This is a genomic window from Actinoplanes ianthinogenes (genome assembly GCF_018324205.1).
GTDB classification, from domain to species: Bacteria; Actinomycetota; Actinomycetes; order Mycobacteriales; family Micromonosporaceae; genus Actinoplanes; species Actinoplanes ianthinogenes.
Map to the genome: position 1 here is coordinate 1,100,733 of NZ_AP023356.1, position 19,196 is coordinate 1,119,928.

23 protein-coding genes are annotated in these 19,196 nt (G+C 71.4%); 11 read left to right on the top strand and 12 right to left on the bottom strand.

Translation table 11 applies throughout. The features are described from left to right. Positions 1 to 33: 33 nt before the first annotated feature. From Aiant_RS05055 to Aiant_RS05065, 3 genes are read right to left on the bottom strand one after another with little or no spacing between them, the layout of a single operon-like run. The gene (locus tag Aiant_RS05055) at positions 34 to 474 is read right to left on the bottom strand and encodes an SRPBCC family protein (protein WP_189331179.1); all 441 of its coding nucleotides are present in this window, start codon (positions 472 to 474) and stop codon (positions 34 to 36) included. Further along, on the bottom strand, positions 471 to 800 hold the full coding sequence (locus tag Aiant_RS05060; RefSeq protein ID WP_189331180.1) for an ArsR/SmtB family transcription factor: 330 nt from the start codon (positions 798 to 800) through the stop codon (positions 471 to 473). The genes Aiant_RS05055 and Aiant_RS05060 overlap by 4 nt, the downstream gene beginning before the upstream one ends. A 57-nt stretch (positions 801 to 857) precedes the next feature. Continuing rightward, positions 858 to 1,412 (bottom strand): hypothetical protein, encoded by a 555-nt coding sequence (locus tag Aiant_RS05065; RefSeq protein WP_189331181.1) that lies wholly within the window; start codon positions 1,410 to 1,412, stop codon positions 858 to 860. A gap of 261 nt (positions 1,413 to 1,673) precedes the next feature. Here Aiant_RS05065 and Aiant_RS05070 point away from each other — a divergent pair, with 261 nt between their 5' ends. The 5 genes from Aiant_RS05070 to Aiant_RS05090 all read left to right on the top strand — a co-directional run bounded on the left by Aiant_RS05070 (position 1,674) and on the right by Aiant_RS05090 (position 6,020). Next, a complete protein-coding gene (locus tag Aiant_RS05070) occupies positions 1,674 to 2,543 on the top strand; it encodes a PAC2 family protein (RefSeq protein WP_189331182.1) in 870 nt (289 codons plus the stop codon). A 668-nt stretch (positions 2,544 to 3,211) separates the two neighbouring features. Continuing rightward, entirely contained in the window at positions 3,212 to 3,625 is a 414-nt protein-coding gene (locus tag Aiant_RS05075; RefSeq protein WP_189331183.1) for a DUF6232 family protein, read from the top strand. A 237-nt stretch (positions 3,626 to 3,862) separates the two neighbouring features. Continuing rightward, a complete protein-coding gene (locus tag Aiant_RS05080; RefSeq protein WP_189331184.1) occupies positions 3,863 to 4,771 on the top strand; it encodes a helix-turn-helix domain-containing protein in 909 nt (302 codons plus the stop codon). 16 nt (positions 4,772 to 4,787) lie between these two features. Beyond that, complete coding sequence (locus Aiant_RS05085) at positions 4,788 to 4,982, top strand: DUF397 domain-containing protein (protein ID WP_189331185.1); 195 nt, start codon at positions 4,788 to 4,790, stop codon at positions 4,980 to 4,982. 246 nt (positions 4,983 to 5,228) lie between these two features. Continuing rightward, a complete protein-coding gene (locus tag Aiant_RS05090) occupies positions 5,229 to 6,020 on the top strand; it encodes a GntR family transcriptional regulator (RefSeq protein ID WP_189331186.1) in 792 nt (263 codons plus the stop codon). 10 nt (positions 6,021 to 6,030) lie between these two features. Here the strand turns inward: Aiant_RS05090 and Aiant_RS05095 are convergent, their stop codons facing one another. Beyond that, on the bottom strand, positions 6,031 to 7,422 hold the full coding sequence (locus Aiant_RS05095) for an alpha/beta fold hydrolase (RefSeq protein WP_189331187.1): 1,392 nt from the start codon (positions 7,420 to 7,422) through the stop codon (positions 6,031 to 6,033). A 110-nt stretch (positions 7,423 to 7,532) separates the two neighbouring features. Here Aiant_RS05095 and Aiant_RS05100 point away from each other — a divergent pair, with 110 nt between their 5' ends. Together Aiant_RS05100 and Aiant_RS05105 are read left to right on the top strand one after the other, a co-directional pair. Then, complete coding sequence (locus Aiant_RS05100; protein ID WP_189331188.1) at positions 7,533 to 8,690, top strand: sensor histidine kinase; 1,158 nt, start codon at positions 7,533 to 7,535, stop codon at positions 8,688 to 8,690. Next, on the top strand, positions 8,687 to 9,442 hold the full coding sequence (locus Aiant_RS05105; RefSeq protein WP_189331189.1) for a response regulator: 756 nt from the start codon (positions 8,687 to 8,689) through the stop codon (positions 9,440 to 9,442). Before Aiant_RS05100 ends, Aiant_RS05105 begins: the two co-directional genes overlap by 4 nt. 12 nt (positions 9,443 to 9,454) lie before the next feature. On the opposite strand, the gene Aiant_RS05110 is transcribed toward Aiant_RS05105, so the two are convergent. After that, entirely contained in the window at positions 9,455 to 10,024 is a 570-nt protein-coding gene (locus Aiant_RS05110; protein ID WP_189331190.1) for a TetR/AcrR family transcriptional regulator, read from the bottom strand. 49 nt (positions 10,025 to 10,073) lie between these two features. Between Aiant_RS05110 and Aiant_RS05115 the strand changes: the two genes are divergently transcribed. Then, complete coding sequence (locus Aiant_RS05115) at positions 10,074 to 10,586, top strand: GNAT family N-acetyltransferase (protein WP_189331191.1); 513 nt, start codon at positions 10,074 to 10,076, stop codon at positions 10,584 to 10,586. Here Aiant_RS05115 and Aiant_RS05120 read toward each other — a convergent pair. From Aiant_RS05120 to Aiant_RS05150, 7 genes are all read right to left on the bottom strand, one after another. Continuing rightward, a complete protein-coding gene (locus Aiant_RS05120; RefSeq protein WP_189331192.1) occupies positions 10,569 to 10,901 on the bottom strand; it encodes a cupin domain-containing protein in 333 nt (110 codons plus the stop codon). The genes Aiant_RS05115 and Aiant_RS05120 overlap by 18 nt on opposite strands. A 142-nt stretch (positions 10,902 to 11,043) precedes the next feature. After that, a complete protein-coding gene (locus tag Aiant_RS05125; protein WP_189331193.1) occupies positions 11,044 to 11,358 on the bottom strand; it encodes a hypothetical protein in 315 nt (104 codons plus the stop codon). Between the two features lie 282 nt (positions 11,359 to 11,640). Continuing rightward, positions 11,641 to 12,879, bottom strand: a complete 1,239-nt coding sequence (mshC, locus tag Aiant_RS05130; RefSeq protein WP_189331194.1) for a cysteine--1-D-myo-inosityl 2-amino-2-deoxy-alpha-D-glucopyranoside ligase — start codon at positions 12,877 to 12,879, stop codon at positions 11,641 to 11,643. 54 nt (positions 12,880 to 12,933) lie between these two features. Next, a complete protein-coding gene (locus Aiant_RS05135; protein ID WP_189331195.1) occupies positions 12,934 to 13,749 on the bottom strand; it encodes an SCO1664 family protein in 816 nt (271 codons plus the stop codon). Beyond that, complete coding sequence (locus tag Aiant_RS05140; protein WP_189331196.1) at positions 13,746 to 14,348, bottom strand: DUF3090 domain-containing protein; 603 nt, start codon at positions 14,346 to 14,348, stop codon at positions 13,746 to 13,748. Before Aiant_RS05140 ends, Aiant_RS05135 begins: the two co-directional genes overlap by 4 nt. Before the next feature lie 198 nt (positions 14,349 to 14,546). After that, a complete protein-coding gene (locus tag Aiant_RS05145; RefSeq protein WP_189331197.1) occupies positions 14,547 to 15,239 on the bottom strand; it encodes a histidine phosphatase family protein in 693 nt (230 codons plus the stop codon). Then, on the bottom strand, positions 15,239 to 16,291 hold the full coding sequence (locus Aiant_RS05150; RefSeq protein WP_189331198.1) for an LLM class F420-dependent oxidoreductase: 1,053 nt from the start codon (positions 16,289 to 16,291) through the stop codon (positions 15,239 to 15,241). The genes Aiant_RS05145 and Aiant_RS05150 overlap by 1 nt, the downstream gene beginning before the upstream one ends. 141 nt (positions 16,292 to 16,432) lie before the next feature. Here Aiant_RS05150 and Aiant_RS05155 point away from each other — a divergent pair, with 141 nt between their 5' ends. From Aiant_RS05155 to Aiant_RS05165, 3 genes are read left to right on the top strand one after another with little or no spacing between them, the layout of a single operon-like run. Continuing rightward, the gene (locus tag Aiant_RS05155) at positions 16,433 to 17,428 is read left to right on the top strand and encodes an aldo/keto reductase (RefSeq protein ID WP_189331199.1); all 996 of its coding nucleotides are present in this window, start codon (positions 16,433 to 16,435) and stop codon (positions 17,426 to 17,428) included. Positions 17,429 to 17,431: 3 nt separating this feature from the next. Then, positions 17,432 to 18,553 carry a sensor histidine kinase gene (locus tag Aiant_RS05160; protein WP_189331200.1) on the top strand — a complete coding sequence of 374 codons (1,122 nt, stop codon included), beginning with the start codon at positions 17,432 to 17,434 and terminating at the stop codon, positions 18,551 to 18,553. After that, positions 18,550 to 19,188 carry a response regulator transcription factor gene (locus tag Aiant_RS05165; protein WP_189331201.1) on the top strand — a complete coding sequence of 213 codons (639 nt, stop codon included), beginning with the start codon at positions 18,550 to 18,552 and terminating at the stop codon, positions 19,186 to 19,188. The genes Aiant_RS05160 and Aiant_RS05165 overlap by 4 nt, the downstream gene beginning before the upstream one ends. Positions 19,189 to 19,196 lie beyond the last annotated feature (8 nt).

A 19,196-nucleotide genomic window follows, 5' to 3' on the forward strand; every position in this document is an offset into this window, starting at 1 on the left:
GGCGGGCCGGGGTCACCGGCCCGCCACCCCGTTTCACGCCAGGATCTTGTCGAGCTTGGTGAAGCTGCTGCCCCAGCCCTCCCGGGCGCCGGTCTCCATCGCGGCCGGGAACGGGCTCTGCGTGAGCACCAGGCGGGTACGCCCGCCCTCCTCGTCGAAGAACTCGATGCGCATCACCAGCTTGTCGGCGCCGAAGGACGGGATGTGGCTGACGTCCTCCTCGCCGACCAGCAGCTCGTTCTCCACCACCTCGACGAACGTCGCGTTCACCGGCGACGTCATCGACGGGTCGGCGTCGTTGACCATGGTGAACTTCTGGTTGCCGCCCGGGCGGGGGTCGATGTCGATCGAGTCGCGGGGCACCGACCAGCCCACCGGGCCGAACCAGGCGGCCAGCTGGTCCGGGTCGACGAAGGCGCGGTAGACCAGGTCACGGGGAGCGTCGAAGATCCGGGTGATGACGAGATCGGTCATGGCTTCTCCTCCTGCATGCGCTTGAGATGGGCGTCCAGGCGCGCGAAATTTTCGTCCCAGAACCGGCGGTACCGCTCCATCCACGCGGTCGCCTCGCGCAGCGGACCCGCCTCCAGCCGGCTGGAGCGCCACTGGGCGGAGCGGCTGCGCGAGATCAGACCGGCGTTCTCCAGCACCTTCAGGTGCCGGGAGATCGCCGGGAGGCTGATGTCGAACGGCTCGGCCAGCTCGGTCACGGTCGCCTCGCCCTCGGCGAGCCGGGCCAGGATGGCACGACGCGTCGGGTCGGCCAGAGCCGCGAAGATCACGCTGAGCCGGTCGGTCATTTAACCCTCCCGTTAATTAACGGAGCGGTTAAACCATAACGACGCGCGCGGCGCTCGTCAAACCTTCGAGGGGATGCGGCGGTGCAGCTCCGCCAGGAGGACCTCCGGACCCGGCGACATCAGGCCGACATCCACGACGTACGACGTCTCGCCGCCCCGATGCCGCATCCGCGGCGCCAGCCCCGGCCCGTCCAGCACCCGCGCGTAGTCGGTCCCGATCGGCGTGACCACCAGCTCGGTGAACGGCCCCCACCCGTGCAGCGCCACCGCGGCGATCCCGGACCAGGGCAGGTGCACCGCCTTGCGCCCGGTCGCGGCGAAGTCGATGCCGTGCACCGAGGTGTGCAGCCAGCCCAGCCGCCGGTACAGCACCAGCAGCACCACCGCCGACACGATCACCGGCACGATCAGCGCCACCTCGGCGTAGACCACGATGTCGGCGGCGTCCGGCCGGGCCCCGAAGACCACCGCGAAGAGCAGGTAGACGGCGAGCATCACGGCCCAAGCGGCGGCCACCACCCAGAGGACGGTCACATAGAACATGGCGCGCGGCTGCATGAAGCTGACGGTGTCATCGGCCGGCCCGAGCACCTGATCCACGTGGCTGGTCATAGCGGAATTATCCGAGCGAGCGCCGCCCGGTTCGCGGTAATCGCGGTAATCGCCGTCTCGTCCCGGTGTCACCCCTGCGGGTGTATCGCGCGCCGCGCCTTTCCCGACTTTCGGCACGGCATCGCTGAAGTATTCATGCTGTATATCCGAAATAGGTATGCTTGCGGGGAACGAGCCGTTCGGCCGACGCTGTTCCCCGCTCGGCGAATCTCCGGCGCGGCCCCCGAGTGGGTTTTCCTGGGCGCACGTAGGCTGTGTCTCATGACTGAGTTCGACGGCCTTCCGCTGCTCCGCTCCCCCGTGGCCATCGCCGCCTTCGAGGGCTGGAACGATGCTGCGGACGCTTCCACCGCGGCCGTGGAACACCTCGAGCAGGTCTGGGAGGCCCGCGAGGTCACCAGCATCGACCCCGAGGACTTCTACGACTTCCAGGTGAGCCGCCCCACCATCACGATGGCCGAGGGGGAAACCCGCAAGATCGAGTGGCCGACCACCCGGTTCACGGTGGCCAGCCCGCCCGGCAGCGACCGGGACGTGGTGCTGATCCGCGGCATCGAGCCGAGCATGCGGTGGCGCACCTTCTGCGAGTCGGTCCTGGAGATCTGCCACAGCCTCGAGGTCACCAAGATCGTGCTGCTCGGGGCGCTGCTGGCCGACGTGCCGTACACCCGTCCCCTGCCGATCAGCGGCAGCGCCTCGGACCGCGACATCGCCGAGAAGTACAACGTCGTCCCGACCCGGTACGACGGACCGACCGGCATCGTCGGGGTGCTCCAGGAGGCCGCCACCCGGGCCGAGCTGGACGCGCTGTCGTTCTGGGTGCACGTGCCGCACTACGCCAACAACCCGCCCTGCCCGAAAGCCACGCTCGCCCTGCTCAGCCGGATCGAGGACGTGCTCGATCTGCCGGTGCCGATGGCCGACCTGGCGGAGCAGGCGGACGAGTGGGAGAAGCGGGTGCGGGTCGCCGCGGAGCAGGACTCCGAGCTCGGGGAGTATGTGCGGGAGCTGGAGGAGCGGGTCGGCGACGCCGGGATCCAGCCGCTGACCGGCGACGAGATCGCGAGCGAGTTCGAGAAGTACCTGCGGCGCCGGGGCGGGTCGGCCGGGCCGACCGCCGGCTCCTGGTAACGGCACGGCTTTCGGCGCGGCGCCGCTCACGGCGGCGCCGCCTCGGCCACTGGCAATCTGCCGTATGGCCGTTAGACAGCCACGGCCGATCGGACGCCTCGGAGCGCCGGACCGGTAACCCGCCGGCACCCGCGCTGTTCCCGCGATCATTCACGGTGACCTGGTGTTTTCCGCGATATGCGGCAGTCAGGCCAGGCCCTGAGGGTCGAATCGCGGCATGAAGTCGTCAGATTCCCCCGGCAAGAACGGCACTCTCACCACGGCGTCGAAGTCCGGCAAATTCCGGGATCCGCGACGGTTTCGCGTCCGATTAGGTCTGAAAAAAGTCATTCGGGCAGCCGCCGGCAAGCTTCTCATCCGCGGCGGCGCGGCCCCTTTACGCCAGGGCAAACGTCCAGGTCAGAGCCCCATCCGAAGCGGATTCCGGATGAACAGTCATGAGTGAATCGCCGCCTATCAGCTATGCGGCTGACAGGGGTCTAGCGGATAGATGACAGCCGCCCCCATACTGAACGCAGGTTAGGCAGGGGGTCACATACGAAAAGGCGACACCCAGTAGCCGCTGGGTGCCGCCCGGGCCTCTTGTCCGCGCGCGGAGGGAGGGACCGTTGTCTGCCATCTTTCTGCACCTCCCTCCGGCGTGCAAGCCCCGGAAGGGAGGGAGTGAGTTGCCGGTCTTCTATCGAGGGCCGCGGGCGGTGATCACCCACAGCGTCGTCGAGGTGCCGCGCCCCGCCCTACGCCGTTTCAACGTGTCCGAGCTGGTGGACGTCCACATCGTTCGGCACGACCCGGGCCCGGCCGAGGTCGGGCAGCGGGTGATCGGGGTGTCCGCCCTGGTCGCGGCCATGGTCGCCGTTCCGGTCATCGGTCCGGTGTCGGTGGCCCTGACCGCGGTGGTGCTCAGCGGGCTGGCCCTCTACGCGGCGGTCTGCCTGCGCGGGCAGACCGGCCGCCGCTGGTGGCAGGTGCGAGCCGGCTACCGCGGCGAGGTGGTGGAGATCTTCGCCTCCCGGAATCAGGGTGAGTTCGAAGGCTTTTGCCGCGGCCTGGTCCGCTCCTTGGAGTACCGCGGGCACTGAGGCCCGCGCGGAGCCGCATGTCTCGCATGCGGCTCCGGCGCCCCCGGCCCGGACAGGGGTTACGCGCGACCAGACCCGCTCAGTGTCCGAAATGTCCCAGCGAGTATTGTGTGGAGCGCTAGAAGCGACAGCGCTTTCTGCTGCATGGCAGGTGGATCCGATTTGCCCGGATTGCAAGATTCGTTCCAGGCCGGGGCTTCCGATGGGACGGGAGCGGGCGCGGGCGAGATGGAGTCGGTGCGCGAGGAGTTGCCGGCCGTCGCCAGGCGCCGAGTTCGCCTTGCCCTCCGAGCCGCACGGGACCATGCGGGGCTGAGCCAGGCCGAGGTGGCGCAGCGGCTCGGCTGGTCGCTCTCCAAGCTGCAACGCGTCGAGCTCGGCGAGGTCACCGTCACGCCGACGGATCTGCGCGCCGCACTCACCCTCTATGCCGTCACCGACGAGAAACGCGTCTCCGCGCTGATCGACGACACCCGGGCGGCCCGGCGAGAGCGGTATTGGACCGCCGAGGAGCACCGGGAGTACCTGCCGCCCGGCCTGCGCCAGCTGATGCAGTTCGAGCGCCGGGCGACCGTGATCAGGGACTATCAGATCGCCCTGATGCCCGGCGTGCTCCAGACGCCGGCCTCGGCCGAGGCGCACCTCGGCTGGTTCGACGAGAGCCTCACCGACGATCAGCGACGCGTCCGGCACGAGGTGCGCCTGCGCCGCCGGCAAGCCGTGATCGAGCAGCCCCATTCCCCGGAGTATCGCGTTCTTCTCGACGAGTCCATTCTGTGGCGCGCGGTCGGCGGCCAGCTCACCGCGGCCGAGCAGTTCGACGACCTGGCGCACACCGCGCAGCGCCCCAACGTGCAGGTGCGCGTCCTGCCGATGGACGTCGGCACGATGATGAGCGCCTCCGGCGCCTTCGTGGTCCTCGACCTCAGCGACGACCCGCAGGACGCCGTGCTTTATCAAGAGGGCTATCTCTGGGACCAACTGGTGCAGGACATCGACCAGGTTGGATATCACCGCGCGATCTTCGAGCGGTTCTGGGGCAAGGCGCTCGACGAGGACGCCAGCCAGGCGCTCATTCTGGCCCGCGCTTACGACTTGCGCGCGAGGATCGCAAGAGCGGCCTCCGCGCCTGATGGGGATAGTTAACCAAGGAGAGGGAGAAATGGCCGAGACCACAATGAAGTGGGAGCGCAGCACGTTCTGCGCGAGCGGATCGTGCGTGGAAGTGGCGGCGATCGGTCCCGACATCGCGGTACGGGACAGCAAGAACGCCGATCAGCCGTACCTGAGGTTTTCCCGCACGGATTGGAATGCCTTCCTGGACCGCGTCGCTGCCGGAGCGGCGCTTCCCGCCTGACACTTTCGTCTCACCGGAGGCCGGCCACCCCGCACGGGTGGCCGGCCTCCGGTGTGCGCCCCGCCGAAACGTCCCGCGTGTCGACTCGCCCGCTCACGCGGTATAGGCCATCCTAGGAACCTAGCTGGACACCTGTTCCCTTCACCGCACCGCGAGCCGCGAAGGGAACAACGGCCACCGATCCGCGACCGGCGGCCGGACACGGGTCGCCGCGCCGTGTGCGGCGGTTGCTGGAGGGGGTCTGTGATGACGATCAATCCGGGCGCTGCCGAGTTCCCGCACCGGCAGATCGCGAGCCAGCTGCGCGAGCGCGTCCGCCGCGGCGACTGGCAGCCGGGCGAACGCCTGCCGTCCATCCCGGCCATCGCCGAAATGTTCGGCGTGGCCAAGCAGACGGTGCAACGTGCCGTCGACCAGCTCCGGGTCGAGGGGGTGCTGATCACCAAACCCGGCTCCGGCACCTACGTCCGAGGCACCCGCCGCCGCCTGAACCGCCTGTCCCGCGGCCGGTACGGCGCCCACCGCGGTTACCACGCCGACCTGGCCGCCCGTTATCGCCAGCAGCTGGTCGGTGTCAGCCGGGAGCCCGCCCCGCCGGAGGTGGCCGACGCCTTCGGTGTCCGCGACGGCACCGAGCTGCTGGTCCGCCGGCACATCGTGCGCACCGACGACGCCGCCGTGGAGGTCGGCGCCTCCTGGTTCCGGATCACCGACGCCAGCGGCACCAGCCTGGAGCGTCCCGAGGCCTTCGGCCGCCCGCTGTACCAGGAGGCCGAGGAGGTGCTCGGCCGCCGATACACCTCGGCGACCGACACGATCACCGCCCGGCAGCCCAGCCGCGAGGAGGCCGAGATCCTGCAGATCCGCCCGGACACCCCGGTGCTGCACCTGCTCCACGTCGCCTTCGACGAGACGCGCAAGCCGATCGAGGTCGCCCAGGCCACCTGGCCCGGCCCGATGACCACGCTGACCGAGGAGTATCGGATCCCGGCCCCGTCCCCCGATCCCGACCCGGACCCCGGCCTGGCCCTGGCCTGACCCGCGGCGGTCACGAGCCGACCAGCCCGGTCAGGGCGGCGACGAAGCGATCCGGCTCCTCGAAGATCGCCCGGTGGCCGCCGCCCGGGATCGTCACCAACCGCTTGGCGGGCGCCCGGAGCTGCTCATACCACTCCCCGAAGGGCACGCTCAGGCCGCGCATCTCGTTCTCACCCTGCACGAAATACGCCGGCACGGCCAGCTCGGTGACCTCCCGCCGCAGGTCCAGGTCCTGCTCGCGCGGATACAGCGCCGCCCAGGTGTCCATCAGCGCGTTCAGGGTGTGCGCCCGCTGCACCAGCGTGTACTCCGGGACACCCAGCTCGAACGAGGGTGGGCGCTGGGCATACGCCTGGTTGGCGTAGAGCAGGAACGGCTCGTAGGACCAGAAGTCCCGATAGGGCGGCCGGCCCTGACGCTCCAGCGCGCGGACCACCTCCGGGTGGCCGGCGGTGCCGGCCCACGCCCGGATGTCGTCGTAGAAGAGCTGGTCACTGGCCTCCAGATCGACCGCCTGGCCGGTGCCGACATAGGCGGAGTACTTCTCCGGGTGCTGCCGGGCGGCGAGCGCGCCGAGCAACGAGCCGCCGGAGTGTGCCAGCAGCACGATCCGGTCGCGCTGGAAGCGGGACCGCAGATAGTCGGTGACCGCGAGGATGTCGGCGACCGAGTCCTGCGGCGTCATCGTGGACGTGGGGTCGAGTGCCGGATAGGAGCCGCCCCCGCCCCGGCGGTCCAGGGTGGCCACCACGAAGTGCGACTCCAGGGCGGACAGGTGGGTGCGCATGAGGCCGATCTCCGAGCCGCCCGGGGCGCCGGGCACATAGAGCAGCACGGGACGGGCGGGATCCTGGCCACGGATCATCAGGCGCAGCCGGTGGCCGTTGGCGTCCACCAGGGTCAGGTCGGCCACTCCGCCGGGGACACCGGGCGTGCGGGCGGGGACTGCCACCGCCACCGCGATCAGGGCCAGGATCGCGGTCAGGGCGCCGGCCAGCAGACGGCCACGGCGGCGGCGTAACCCGCATCCGTATGCCGCGGCCAGTGCCATCGGGAACAGCGCCAGGAGACCGTGCAGGCCACGACCGGCCACCACGGCGATGACGCCGAACGGGCTGGGATGCGGGAGGTCGACGGACGGGCCGGTGACATCGGCGCGGGCGATTTCGAGGCTTATCGCGTACGCGAAAGGGGTGGCGAGAATCGCCCACCGGGAGCGCGTGGCGCGCCCGGCGCCGAAGCCGACGCCGGCGCTGATCACCATCGACCAGAGCGCCTGTGCCGTCGTCAGTGGACCGCGCGGGGTCCAGAACGCGGCCGCGACGCCCCAGGCGGCCGCGGCCAGGACGGCGGCTGCCCAGCGGAGCCGGGGCGGCGTTTCGACAAGAGTTCGCAAGGGCATGCCGCCGAGGTTCGCTCGCCGGAGACGGCCGGCGCATCTATAGAAAGTTATAAAGCGACCCCTACTTTCGACGGGTGCGGCGGCGTCGCTGCGCGCCATAGGCTCGCGGCATGTTCTTCGCACTGCTGGTGCCCGATCCCGGCAGCCGCCGGGCCGCCGCTCGGGACCGGCTCGCCGACGCCATCGCGATCGTCGTCGCGCTGCTCTACGGGTCGACGATGATGCTGCTCGGCGACGCGCGACGGCCCGGGGCCGCCATTCCCTGGCAGCTCGACCTGGCGATCGGGGTGGCCGGCGCCGGGGCTCTGCTGCTGCGCCGACGATGGCCGTTGCCGCTGCTCCTGGTCCTGCTGCCGTTCGGGATGATCTCGGTGACGGCGACCGGGCCGATCCTGGTGGCGCTGTTCAGCGCGGCGATCCGGCTGAGACCGCCCGTGCTGCTGGCGCTCGGCGCGGCCAACGTGCTCACCGGCGGCATCTATTACCTGCTCCAGCAGCAGCCGGCGTTCGAGATCTGGGTGGACTATCTGGTGCGCTTCCTGGTCACCGCGGCGGCGCTGGGCTGGGGGCAGTTCGTGCAGGCCTACCGGCGGCTCACCACGTCGCTGCGCGAGCACGCCGCGCGGCTGGAGGCCGAGCAGCAGATGCGGGAGGAGCAGGCCAGACTCGCCGAGCGAGCCCGGATCGCCCGGGAGATGCACGACGTGCTGGCCCATCGGATGTCGCTGATCAGCCTGCACGCCGGTGCGCTCGAGGTGCGGGCGGCACTGCGCCCGGAGGAGCTGTCGGTCGCGGCCGGCGCGATCCGGACCAGCGCGCACGAGGCCCTGGAGGAGTTGCGCGCGGTGGTCGGGGCGCCACGGGGGCGCCCCGAGCCGCCACAGCCGGGCCTCGCCGACGTGGACGACCTGGTCGCGAGCGTGCGGGCGGCGGGGATGGTGGTCGGGTTCGACAGCGCGGTGCCGGTGGACGGGCCGCCGGTGGTGCTCGGCCGCACCGCCTACCGGATCGTCCAGGAGGGCCTCACCAACGCGCGCAAACACGGTTCGGAGCCGAGGGCCGCCGTGCGCATGGAGGGCGGCGCGGGCCAGTGCCTGCGGATCACGATCGACAACCCCATTTCCGGTACGGACATGGGGTCGCCGCCCGGCGGCGGCCTGGGCCTGGTCGGGATCGGCGAGCGGGTGGCCCTGGCCGGAGGCGATTTCCGGTACGGATGGGAGGACGGCGTGTTCCGGTTGGAAGCGGAGCTGCCGTGGCCGGCATGACCACGGATCCGAGCGGAGCTGCCGTGGGCGGGGCCGGGGTCGAGCGGCCCGTCCGGCTGGCGATCGTGGATGACGATCCGCTGGTGCGGGCCGGCCTGCGGATTCTGATGGGTGGGTCGCCGGAGATCGAGGTGGTGGCCGAGGCCGGTGACGGGGACCAGGCGATCCGGGTGGCCGACGCGCACTGGCCGGACGTGATGCTGATGGACGTGCGGATGCCGCGGGTGGACGGGCTGGTCGCCACCCGGCGGATCCGTGAGCGGGCGAACGCGCCGCAGGTGATCGTGCTGACCACGTTCGACGCGGACGAGTATGTGCTGGAGGCGCTGCGGGGCGGGGCCAGCGGGTTCCTGCTCAAGGACACGCCGCCGCTGGAGATCCTGGCAGCGGTGCGGACGGTGGCCGCGGGCAAGGCGATCCTCTCCCCCACCGCGATCCGGCGGCTCATCGACCACGTCGCCGACCCGGCGGCCGGCACCCGCCGGGCCCGGGCGCGCACCCGGCTGGACGCTCTGACCGGGCGGGAGACCGAGGTGGCGGTGCTGGTCGGGCGGGGCTGCTCGAACGCGGAGATCGCCGCCGAGCTCGGGATGGGCGTCGCGACGGTGAAAGGTCATGTGTCCCGGCTGCTGACCAAGCTCGATCTGAACAATCGGGTGCAGATAGCCCTCCTGGTCCACGACGCGGAGCTGCTCGAACGGGAGCCTCCCAGCGAGAACGCGCCGGCGGGAGGCGGCGCCGGGCTGCCGTAGCCTGCGGCCCCGTCAGGGGTGCAGGTGCTGGTGGACCGCGGCGGTGGTGCGGGGCTCGTCGCCGGTGGCGAGCAGGTCGATCAGGGCGCCGCGGAGGACGGCCAGCAGGGCTGTCCGGCGGGCCAGGCCGTCCGGGGTGCCGCGTTCCGAGGCGGGCTGCGCGGCGGCGAGTACGTCCAGCCAGTCGGCGACGGTGTCGGCGGCGAAACGGGACCAGGGACCGTCCGGGTCGACCAGCGAGTGGGCGTACGCCTCGAGCCACATGATGAGGAGCGTGCGGTGGGCCGGGGCGCTGAGCCAGGACCAGATCTGCTCGCCGGCGGCCGTCAGGCCGGCCGGCTGAGTCTGCTCGCGCAGGCCGCTCAGGAGTGCCAGTTCGTCCTGGCGGGCGCGGGCCAGCAGGGCCCGGACCAGGCCGTCCTTGCTGCCGAACAGGAACAGCAGCACCCGCGGGCTGGAGCCGATCTCGGCGGCCAGCGGGCGCAGCGACAGATCGGTGAGGCCGTGGCGGCGGACGTAGCCGTAGGCGAGCTCGAGGAGTTCGGTGCGGCGTGCCGAGGGCGCTGTCGTGGTGTCGGCCATCGGGCTAGTATCCAACTGAAACGAGTGTTTCAGTGGCGGAGGCGGCGAGATGGACGCGACGATCAGGCGGCTCGGCGAGCCCGGAGACCTCGGCTGGGTGGTGCAGGCCCACGGCGAGCTGTATGCGCGGGAGTACGGGTGGGACACCAGCTTCGAGGGGCTGGTCGCGCGGATCATGGCGGACTTCGGGGCCGGGCACGATCCGCAGCGGGAGGCCGGGTGGATCGCCGAGCGGGACGGGCGGCGGGTCGGGTGCGTGCTCTGCGTCGCGGCGGACGAGCCGGGGACGGCCGTGCTGCGGGTGCTGCTGGTGCATCCGGACGGGCGCGGGCTCGGCCTCGGCGGGCGGCTGGTCGACACCTGCCTGGAGTTCGCGATGGCGAGCGGTTATCAGCGGATGCGGCTGTGGACCACGGATCCACTGGTGGCGGCCCGGCACATCTACCTGCGGCGAGGGTTCCGGCTGATCAAGGAGGAGCCGCAGCACACCTTCGGGGCGGATCTGGTCGGGCAGACCTACGTGCGCGAGTTCGCTCCCGCGGATTCAGCCCCCGTGGCCTGAGACCTCGATCGCCACGGCGGTCAGGCCGGCGGCGGAGCGGGTGGTGTGTGACTCGCCGGCCGCCCAGCGGACGGCGTCACCGGCGGTGACGTCGTGCCAGGGGCCGGCTCCGGAGCGGACCTGCCCGGAGCCCTCGGTGATCAACAGGGTCTGATCGCCCCGGGCGGGGTGATCGCCGATCTCGCCGCCCGGAGCGACTCGCAGGACGGTCACGGCGGTGGTCTCGGCGCGAAGCAGCGCCTGGGCGGTGAGGCCGACGCTTCCGTGCGCGCTGATCGGCCGCAGCGTCGCCGGTTCCGGGTGGATGATCTCCATGCCGCGCATTATCCACGACGGTGAATCCCGCTTTCCGGAACAGAACCTCATGAAACGGCTCAGACCCGAGGAGCCGGATGGCGCCTCGGGTCTGGAGCACAAGCGGATCGACGCGCGAGGCGCGATCCGGGCTTTGGCTATGTCACCAGCCGAAGCCGCCACCGGTGAACGGACCAACGTTCACGTTGAGCAGGCCGAGCTGGCTGACCCGCGAGTTCGAGGTCGTGTTGCCGATGCCGCCGTTCCAGTCGTCGTCCCAGTCGCGACCGCGGTCACGGACGACGATCACGTCGGGCTCGTCGTCGTAGGCGTAGGCGTGGCCGTACGAGTGGATGGAAGCGGCGGAGCCGTGGTTCTTCTTGCAGTGAGTGCCGGCCGCGGAGGCGGGGGCGGCCAGCGCGAGGCTCGCGCCGGTAGCCAGGAACAGACCGGCGAGGTACAGAGCCGGACGACGCATGATGGTTCCCTTCGGACGTTTGGTTTGACCTCCGAAAGCATGTCGCGGCAGCGAATGGAATGCACGGATTTCAGGCAAATAACATCGCAACGTGCATTATTTCGGCAAATCGCCTACAGGGATCGAGAACCGGGTCTAGGGTTCTCGCGGGGCGTCGTCTGACCGGCCCGGAATGGCATTCATCGACCCGGGAAACCCGCGTCAGCAACGACGAACGACCCGTCCGAAACGCTGGACGGGCCGTTCTCCGGGGCCACACCGATAGCCGGGGGTCACCACAGGTTAAAGGCGCACCCCGAGCAAGGCGTCCACCGTCTGCGCCATCAGCGCCGGGGCGGCGGCGTCATCGCCTGTCCCGGACAGCACCGCGTCCACCCAGGCGTCCACCACCGCCAGCGCCGCCGGCGCGTCCAGATCGCTGGTCAGCGCCTCCCGCACCGCATCCAGCAGCCCCGCACCGGACGGCCCCGCCGGCGCGGCCGCCGCTTCCCGCCACCGGGCCAGGCGCTGCTCCCCCGCCTTACGCACCTCGTCGGTCCACTCCCGGTCGGCGCGGTAGTGCCCGGCGAGCAGCCCGAGCCGGACCGCCATCGGGTCCACCCCGTCGGCCCGCAGCCGGGACACGAAGACCAGGTTGCCCTTGGACTTCGACATCTTCTCGCCGTCCAGCCCGATCATGCCGGCGTGCACGTAGTGCGAGGCGAACGGCGCCGCGCCGGTGAGCACCTCGGCGTGCGCCGCGGAGCACTCGTGGTGCGGGTAGAGCAGGTCGCTGCCGCCGCCCTGCACGTCGATCGTGTCGCCCAGCAGGTTCAGCGCGATCGTCGCGCACTCGATGTGCCAGCCGGGGCGGCCGGGGCCGAGGTCGCCACCGTCCCAGGACGGCTCGCCGTCCCGGGCGCCGCGCCACAGCAGCGGGTCGAGCGGGTCACGCTTGCCCGCACGGTCCGGGTCGCCACCGCGCTCGGCGGAGAGCACGGTCATCTCCTCGCGGCTGAGGTTCGACTCATAACCCCAGTTCGGCGCGGCGGTGATGTCGAAATACACGTCGCCGGTGCCGTCCTCCAACCGATACGCCGCACCCTTGGCGACCAGCGACGAGACGTGCTGGGCGATCGCCGGGATGGACTCGACCGCGCCCACGTAGTGCGCCGGCGGGATGATCCGCAGCGCCTCCATGTCCTCGCGGAACAGCGCGGTCTCCCGCATCGCCAGGACCACCCAGTCCTCGCCGTCGCGCTCGGCGCGCTCCAGCAGCGGGTCGTCGATGTCGGTCACGTTCTGCACATAGGTCACGGTGCGGCCGGCGTCCCGCCACAACCGGTTGACCAGGTCGAAGGCGATCATCGTGGCGGCATGACCGAGATGGGTCGCGTCATAGGGGGTGATGCCGCAGACATACATCGTCGCGGTCTCCCCCGGAGTGACCGGATGCACCGACCGGCGGGCCGAGTCGAAGAGCGTCAGCGTGGGGGCGTCCCCCGGCAGAGTCGGCACGTCATGCCCGGTCCAAGCGTCCATCCCCGGAGCCTATCCAGCCCCCGGGAGTGCCGCCGCTGAGCGTGACCTAAACCTCTAGATCGGCGGCCAGGGAATAGCCGGCCAGTCGGTGGGCGGTTTCGGAAACCGGCCCGCGCGCAGCAGCCGTTTCACCCGGAGCTGGAGATGCTGCACCTCGGAGACGGTGAGGTGCTCCTCCAGCGCCTCGCCGAGCGACCCGCCGAGGTCGGCGGCGAGCCGGGTGAGCACCATGGTCGCCTCGTCGAACAGCGGTTTGCCGGTCCAGCCCCAGAGGACCGTGCGCAGCTTGTTCTCCACGTGGAAGCTGACGCCGTGGTCGACGCCGTGGATCGCCCCGGAGGACGGGTACAGCACGTGGCCGCCCTTGCGGTCGGCGTTGTTGATCACCGCGTCGAAGACGGCGAGCCGGGCCAGGCGCGGGTCGTCGGCGTGCGCGAGCGCGTACGCGTCGCCGTCGTCGTCGCGGGCCGCGGCCACCGGGAACCAGCCCTGCGGCACGTCGTAGGCCGGGACGAAACCGATCAGCCCCTCGGCCGCCTCCGGCTCGTCGATCCACAGCTGCAGGGCGCCGGAGCCGAGCGGCCCGTCGCGCAGGATGGTCGGCGGGACCAGGCCCCACCCGGTCGCCCGGGACACCAGGTAGGCCGACACCTCACGACCGGCGAGCGTGCCGTCCGGGAAGTCCCAGAGCGGCCGCTCGCCGCGCACCGGTTTGTAGACGCAGCGGCGAGTCACCCCGTTGAGACTGATCTCGGCGCGCAGCGTGGTGTTCGAAGCGTCGACCAGGCGACCCTCGATCTCGATCTGGCCGTGCCCCAGCAGCTCCAGGGCATCGACCTCGGCAAGCGCCTCGGTGGGCTCGGCCGTCACCGGTGATAACCGTTGTGCCGGGGACAGAGGTGACCGGAGGGGTCGAGCGGCTGGCCGCAGAGCGGGCAGGGCGGCCGGCCGGCGGCCACCACCCGGCGGGCCCGGTCGATGAACGCCCGGGTCGCCTCGGGGGTGAGCCGGACCCGGAGACGGTCCAGATCGTCGTCCGGCTCGTCGTCGTCCTCGTCCTCGTCGGCGTCGCTGTCGTCGTCATCCTCGGCGAGCGGGTCGGCGGCCAGCTCGACCTCGGGCTCCCCGGCCTCGATCGCCTCGATCACCACGGTGGCGGTGTCCACGTCGAAGGCCAGGCCCAGGGTGCCGACCCGGAACTCCTCGTCGACCGGCGTGTCCAGCGGCTCGTTGTCGTGCACGGCCAGCAGCGGGGCCTCGGGCAGCGTGACCCCGAACCGCTTGTTCGCCTCCAGGAGCAGCTCCTCGAGCTTCTCGGCGAGCAGCGACACCTGCACCTTTTCCAAGGCGACGCTGATCACCCGCCCGCCGCCGCGGGCCTGGAGATAGAACGTGCGGTCTCCGGGCTCGCCCACCGTCCCGGCGACGAACCGCTCGGGCGGCTCGAAGGCATGCACTTGGTGGGTCATGCGGCGCCCCCCTTCGACATGCCCTCCGGTCGCTCGCCTGCAAGGTCGCTGGTGAGTGCGGCGAAGTGCCGCTCGGTGCAGGCGGTCATGTCCCTAACCCTATCCATCTCCCGCTCCGGCCGCGCGACCCAGCGACCCGGGTTCGCCGAGGGCGCAATAGGGCACACGCTGCGGCGATGACCCGAACACGGAGGGTCGTCAGACGCCGCCTCCGGCGCCGCCGCCGACGGCCGCGTCACTCTGTTCCGCCGACCCATCCCCATCGGATTTCTTCGGTACGAGCGACGCCAGCTCACCCGTGTCGTTGACCCGCACGAGGAACGGCCGCATCGGCGTGTACCGAATCACCGTGATCGATGCCGGATCGGCCACGATCCGCTGGAACTGATCGAGGTGCAGTCCCATCGCGTCGGCCACGATGGCCTTGATCACATCGCCGTGGCTGCACGCCAGCCAGACCGCCTCCGCCCCGTGCTCGGCGGTGACCCGCTCGTCCCAGGTGCGGATGCTGGCGATCGCCCGCGCCGACATGCCGGCCATCGACTCGCCGGCGGGGAAGGTGACCGCGCTCGGGTGCTGCTGCACCACCGGCCAGAGCGGCTCCTTGGCCAGCTCCTTGAGCGGGCGGCCCTCCCAGTCGCCGTACCCGCACTCGATCAGGCCCTCGTCGATCACCGGGGTGACGCCGGGCAGGGCCAGCTCGACCGTCTGCCGGCAGCGGATCAGCGGGCTGGACACCACCGCCGCCAGGGGCAGGCCGAACAGCCGGTCGGCGACCCGGGTGGCCTGGGCGCGCCCGGTCTCGTCGAGCTCCACCGGGCGGCGGCCGGCCAGCTCGCCGGTAGCGTTCGCGGTGGTCCGGCCGTGCCGCAGGAGCAGGACGGTGGCCACTAGCGGGCCACGCCGGCTTCTTCGTACGCCTCGGCCACCACGCGCAGCGTGTCGATGCCGGACTGGAGGTCGCCGACGTACGGGCTGATCGACAGGGTGCCCACCCCGGCCGCCGCGTACTCCCGGATCCGTTTGGTGATCTGCTTCTTGGTGCCGATGATCGAGGTGCGCTCGATGAACTCCTGCGGCACCGCCTCGGCGGCCTCGGCCACCTGCTTGTTCAGGTACAGGTCCTGCACCTTGGCGGCCGCCTCGGCGTAACCCATCCGGACCGCGAGCTGGTTGTAGAAGTTCTGCTCCCGGCTGCCCATCCCGCCGATGTAGAGCGCCGCGTACCACCGGACCACGTCGGCGCAGGCCGCGATGTCGTCGCCGACCACCACCGGGACGCTGGGCGCGATGTCGAACCCGGCCAGGCCCTGCCCGTGCTTGGCCCGGCCGGCCGCGATGTGCCGCAGCTGGTCGTCGGCGGCGTCCGGCGCGAAGAAGATGGCCAGCCAGCCGTCCGCGATCTCGCCGGCCAGCTCCAGGTTTTTCGGCCCGACCGCGGCCAGGTAGATCGGGATCTCGGTGCGGGGCGGGTGGAAGCCCAGCTTGATCGCTTTGCCGGCGCCGCCGGGCAGCGGGAGCTGGTAGTGCTCGCCGTCGTACTGCACCCGGTCGCGGCGCAGGGCCATCGTGACGATGTCGACGTACTCCCTGGTCCGGGCCAGCGGCTTGGCGAATTTCACGCCGTGCCAGCCCTCCGAGACCTGCGGGCCGGAGACGCCCAGGCCGAGCCGGAACCGGCTGCCGGAGAGGGTGTCCAGGGTGGCCGCGGTCATTGCGGTCATCGCCGGGGTGCGCGCCGGGATCTGGAGCACCGCCGAGCCGATGTCGATCTTCTCCGTCTGGCCGGCGATCCAGGCCAGCATGCTGACCGTGTCCGAACCGTACGCCTCGGCGGCCCAGACCACCGCGTAGCCGAGTCGATCGGCCTCCTGGGCCATCGCGAGATGATCGGCGGGCGTGCTCCACGCCGTCTGGTAACCGAGGCTGAGTCCGAGCCGCATGCCTGCCCTTTCGAAGACGAGATCATGGGGGTCCGCCCGCAAGCCTACTGACACCAAGCCGTCAAGTTTCCGTCCGGTAACCGACGCACCCTGACGTGCTGGAGGATTTCTTTGATGACGGAGTCTGAATAAGGTTCACTCATGCATCAGCGACCGCTCGGCCGAAGCGGGCTAGCGGTCTCGCGGCTCGCGCTCGGCACCATGACCTGGGGACGGGACACCGACCCCGACGACGCGGCCGAGCAGATGAAGCTCTTCCTCGAAGCCGGCGGCACCCTGCTGGACACCGCCGACGTCTACGGCAACGGTGACGCCGAGGCGGTGATCGGCTCGCTGCTCGACCACCTGGTCCCGCGCGACGAGGTGGTGATCGCCACCAAGGCGGGCCTCACCCCGCACGGCTGGCGCCCCCGCGACGGCTCCCGGGGCAACCTGCTGCGGTCGCTGGACGCGTCGCTGCGCCGGCTCGGCACCGACTACGTCGACCTGTGGCAGGTGCACGGCTTCGACGGGCACACCCCGTTCGAGGAGACGCTGTCCGCCCTCGATCACGCGGTGAACAGCGGCCGGGTGCGCTACGTCGGCGTCTCCAACTTCGCCGCCTGGCAGACCACCCGCGCCGCCACCTGGCAGTCGGCGTACCCCACCCGCGCCCCGATCGTCGCCGCCCAGATGGAGTACTCGCTGGTCGAGCGCGGGATCGAGCGGGAGCTGCTGCCGGCCGCGGCGGCGCTCGGCTTCGGCGTGCTGGCCTGGTCGCCGCTCGGCCGCGGCGTGCTCACCGGCAAGTACCGCAACGGCCGCCCGCTCGACTCACGGGCCGCGTCCGAGCACTACGCGCCGTTCGTGCAGACCTATCTGGAGCCGCGCAGCTCCAGCATCGTCGAGGCGGTGGTCACCGCGGCCGGCGGGCTCGGTGTGTCCCCGCTGGAGGTGGCGCTCGCCTGGATCCGGGACCGGCCCGGGGTGGCCGCCCCGATCCTCGGCGCCCGCACCGCCGGCCAGCTCCAGGGCGCCCTGCGCAGCGAGGACCTGACGCTCCCGGCCGAGATCGCCATCGCCCTCGAGGACGTGTCGGCGATCGACGTCGGCTATCCGGAGCGCGAGGGCACCGGCGACCCGCACGGGTTCATCTAGCCGATGCTGCGCCCGCTGGTCAGTGCCGCCACCTACCGGCGTGCGGTGTTCCTGCTGCTCGGTGCGGTGCTGGCGTTGCCGTACACACTCGGCGCCGGGCTGCTCGTGCGGGCGATCACCGCCGAGCCGGACAACTGGGTGAACAACGTGCCCGCCGCGCTGGCCGCCGCGGCGATCGCGCTGGTCCCACCGTTCCTGGGCGGCACCCGGGAGCTGGAGATCGCCGCCGTCCGCTCGCTGCTCGGCGTCGACCTGCCCGGCCACGACCGGGGCCACCGGATGGAACGCGAGACCCGGCTGCGGGCGGCGCTCTGGTTCGGGCTGCACCTGCTGACCGGGGTGGCGATCGGCACGGTGCTGCTGATCATCCTGCCGGTGGGCATCCTCGCCATGGCCGGCGGCGAGGCGCTCACGCCGGGAAACGGAAGCTGGTGGTGGCTGCTGGCGGCGCCGCTGATCCTGGCCGGCGGGATCTACACGGTCGCCGGGCTCGGCTCGCTCGCCGTGACGATGGCGCCGGTGCTGCTCGGCCCGTCGCAGCGGGAACGGGAGCGGCTGCTCGCCGAGCGCAACCGGCTGGCCCGGGAGTTGCACGACTCGGTCGGGCACGCGCTGACCGCGATGACGTTGCAGGCCGGCGCGGCGCGGGCGGTGTTCGACAGCGATCCGGCGTTCGCGCTGCGGGCGCTGACCGCGATCGAGGAGACCGGCCGGTCGGCGGCCGGTGAGCTGGACGCGGTGCTCGGCATCCTGCGCGACGAGGCCGCCGGCCACCACGCCACCCCGACCCTGGCCGACCTCGATCGGCTGCTCACCGGCCAGGTCGAGGCCGACCTGGCCGACGTGGACGTGTCGCCCCGGGTGTCCCGGGAGGCGTACCGGATCGTCCAGGAGTCGCTCACCAACGCCGCCCGGCACGGAGCCGGGCCGGTGACCTTACAGATCCGGCAGGAAGAGGAGGACTTGGTGATCGAGGTGAGCAACCGGCGGGTCGCCGCGCCCCGGCGCCGCGGCGGCGGCCACGGGATCGAGGGCATGCGGGAACGTGTGCAGCTGCTCGGCGGCTCGCTCCGGGCCGGTCCGGACGGCGAGAACTGGCGACTGGTGGCGAGGCTGCCGAGATGACCAGCGTGCTGATCGTGGACGACGACGAGCTGATCCGGGCCGGGCTGCGGGCGATCCTGGCCGGCGCCGGGATCACCGTCGCCGGCGAGGTCGAGGACGGCAGCGAGGTGGTGCAGGCCGCGCTCCGCCTGCGGCCCGACGTCATTCTCATGGACGTACGCATGCCGCGCCTCGACGGCATCCAGGCCACCCGTCTGCTCCTCGCCAAGTATCCCGCGGACGCCCCGAAAGTCCTGGTCGTCACCACGTTCGCGAACGACGAGTACGTGTACGAGGCGCTCCAGGCCGGCGCCAGCGGCTTCCTGCTCAAACGCGCCCGCCCGGAGCAGATCGTGGAGGCGGTCCGGGTGGTCGCCCGCGGCGACTCGCTGCTGTTCCCCGCCGCGATCAAGAACCTGGCCGCCGCCTACGCCAAGCCGGACGGGCACCTGGACGGCGCCGGGCTGACCGCGCGCGAGGCCGAGGTGCTGGCGCTGATGGCGGACGGGCTGTCGAACGCGGAGATCGCCGAGCGCCTGGTGCTCGGCGTCGAGACGATCAAGACGCATGTGGGTAACGTGCTGGGCAAACTCGGGGTGCGCGACCGTACCCAAGCGGTTGTCGTGGCATACAAGTCAGGGTTCATCTCCCCCTAGCGAGGGAG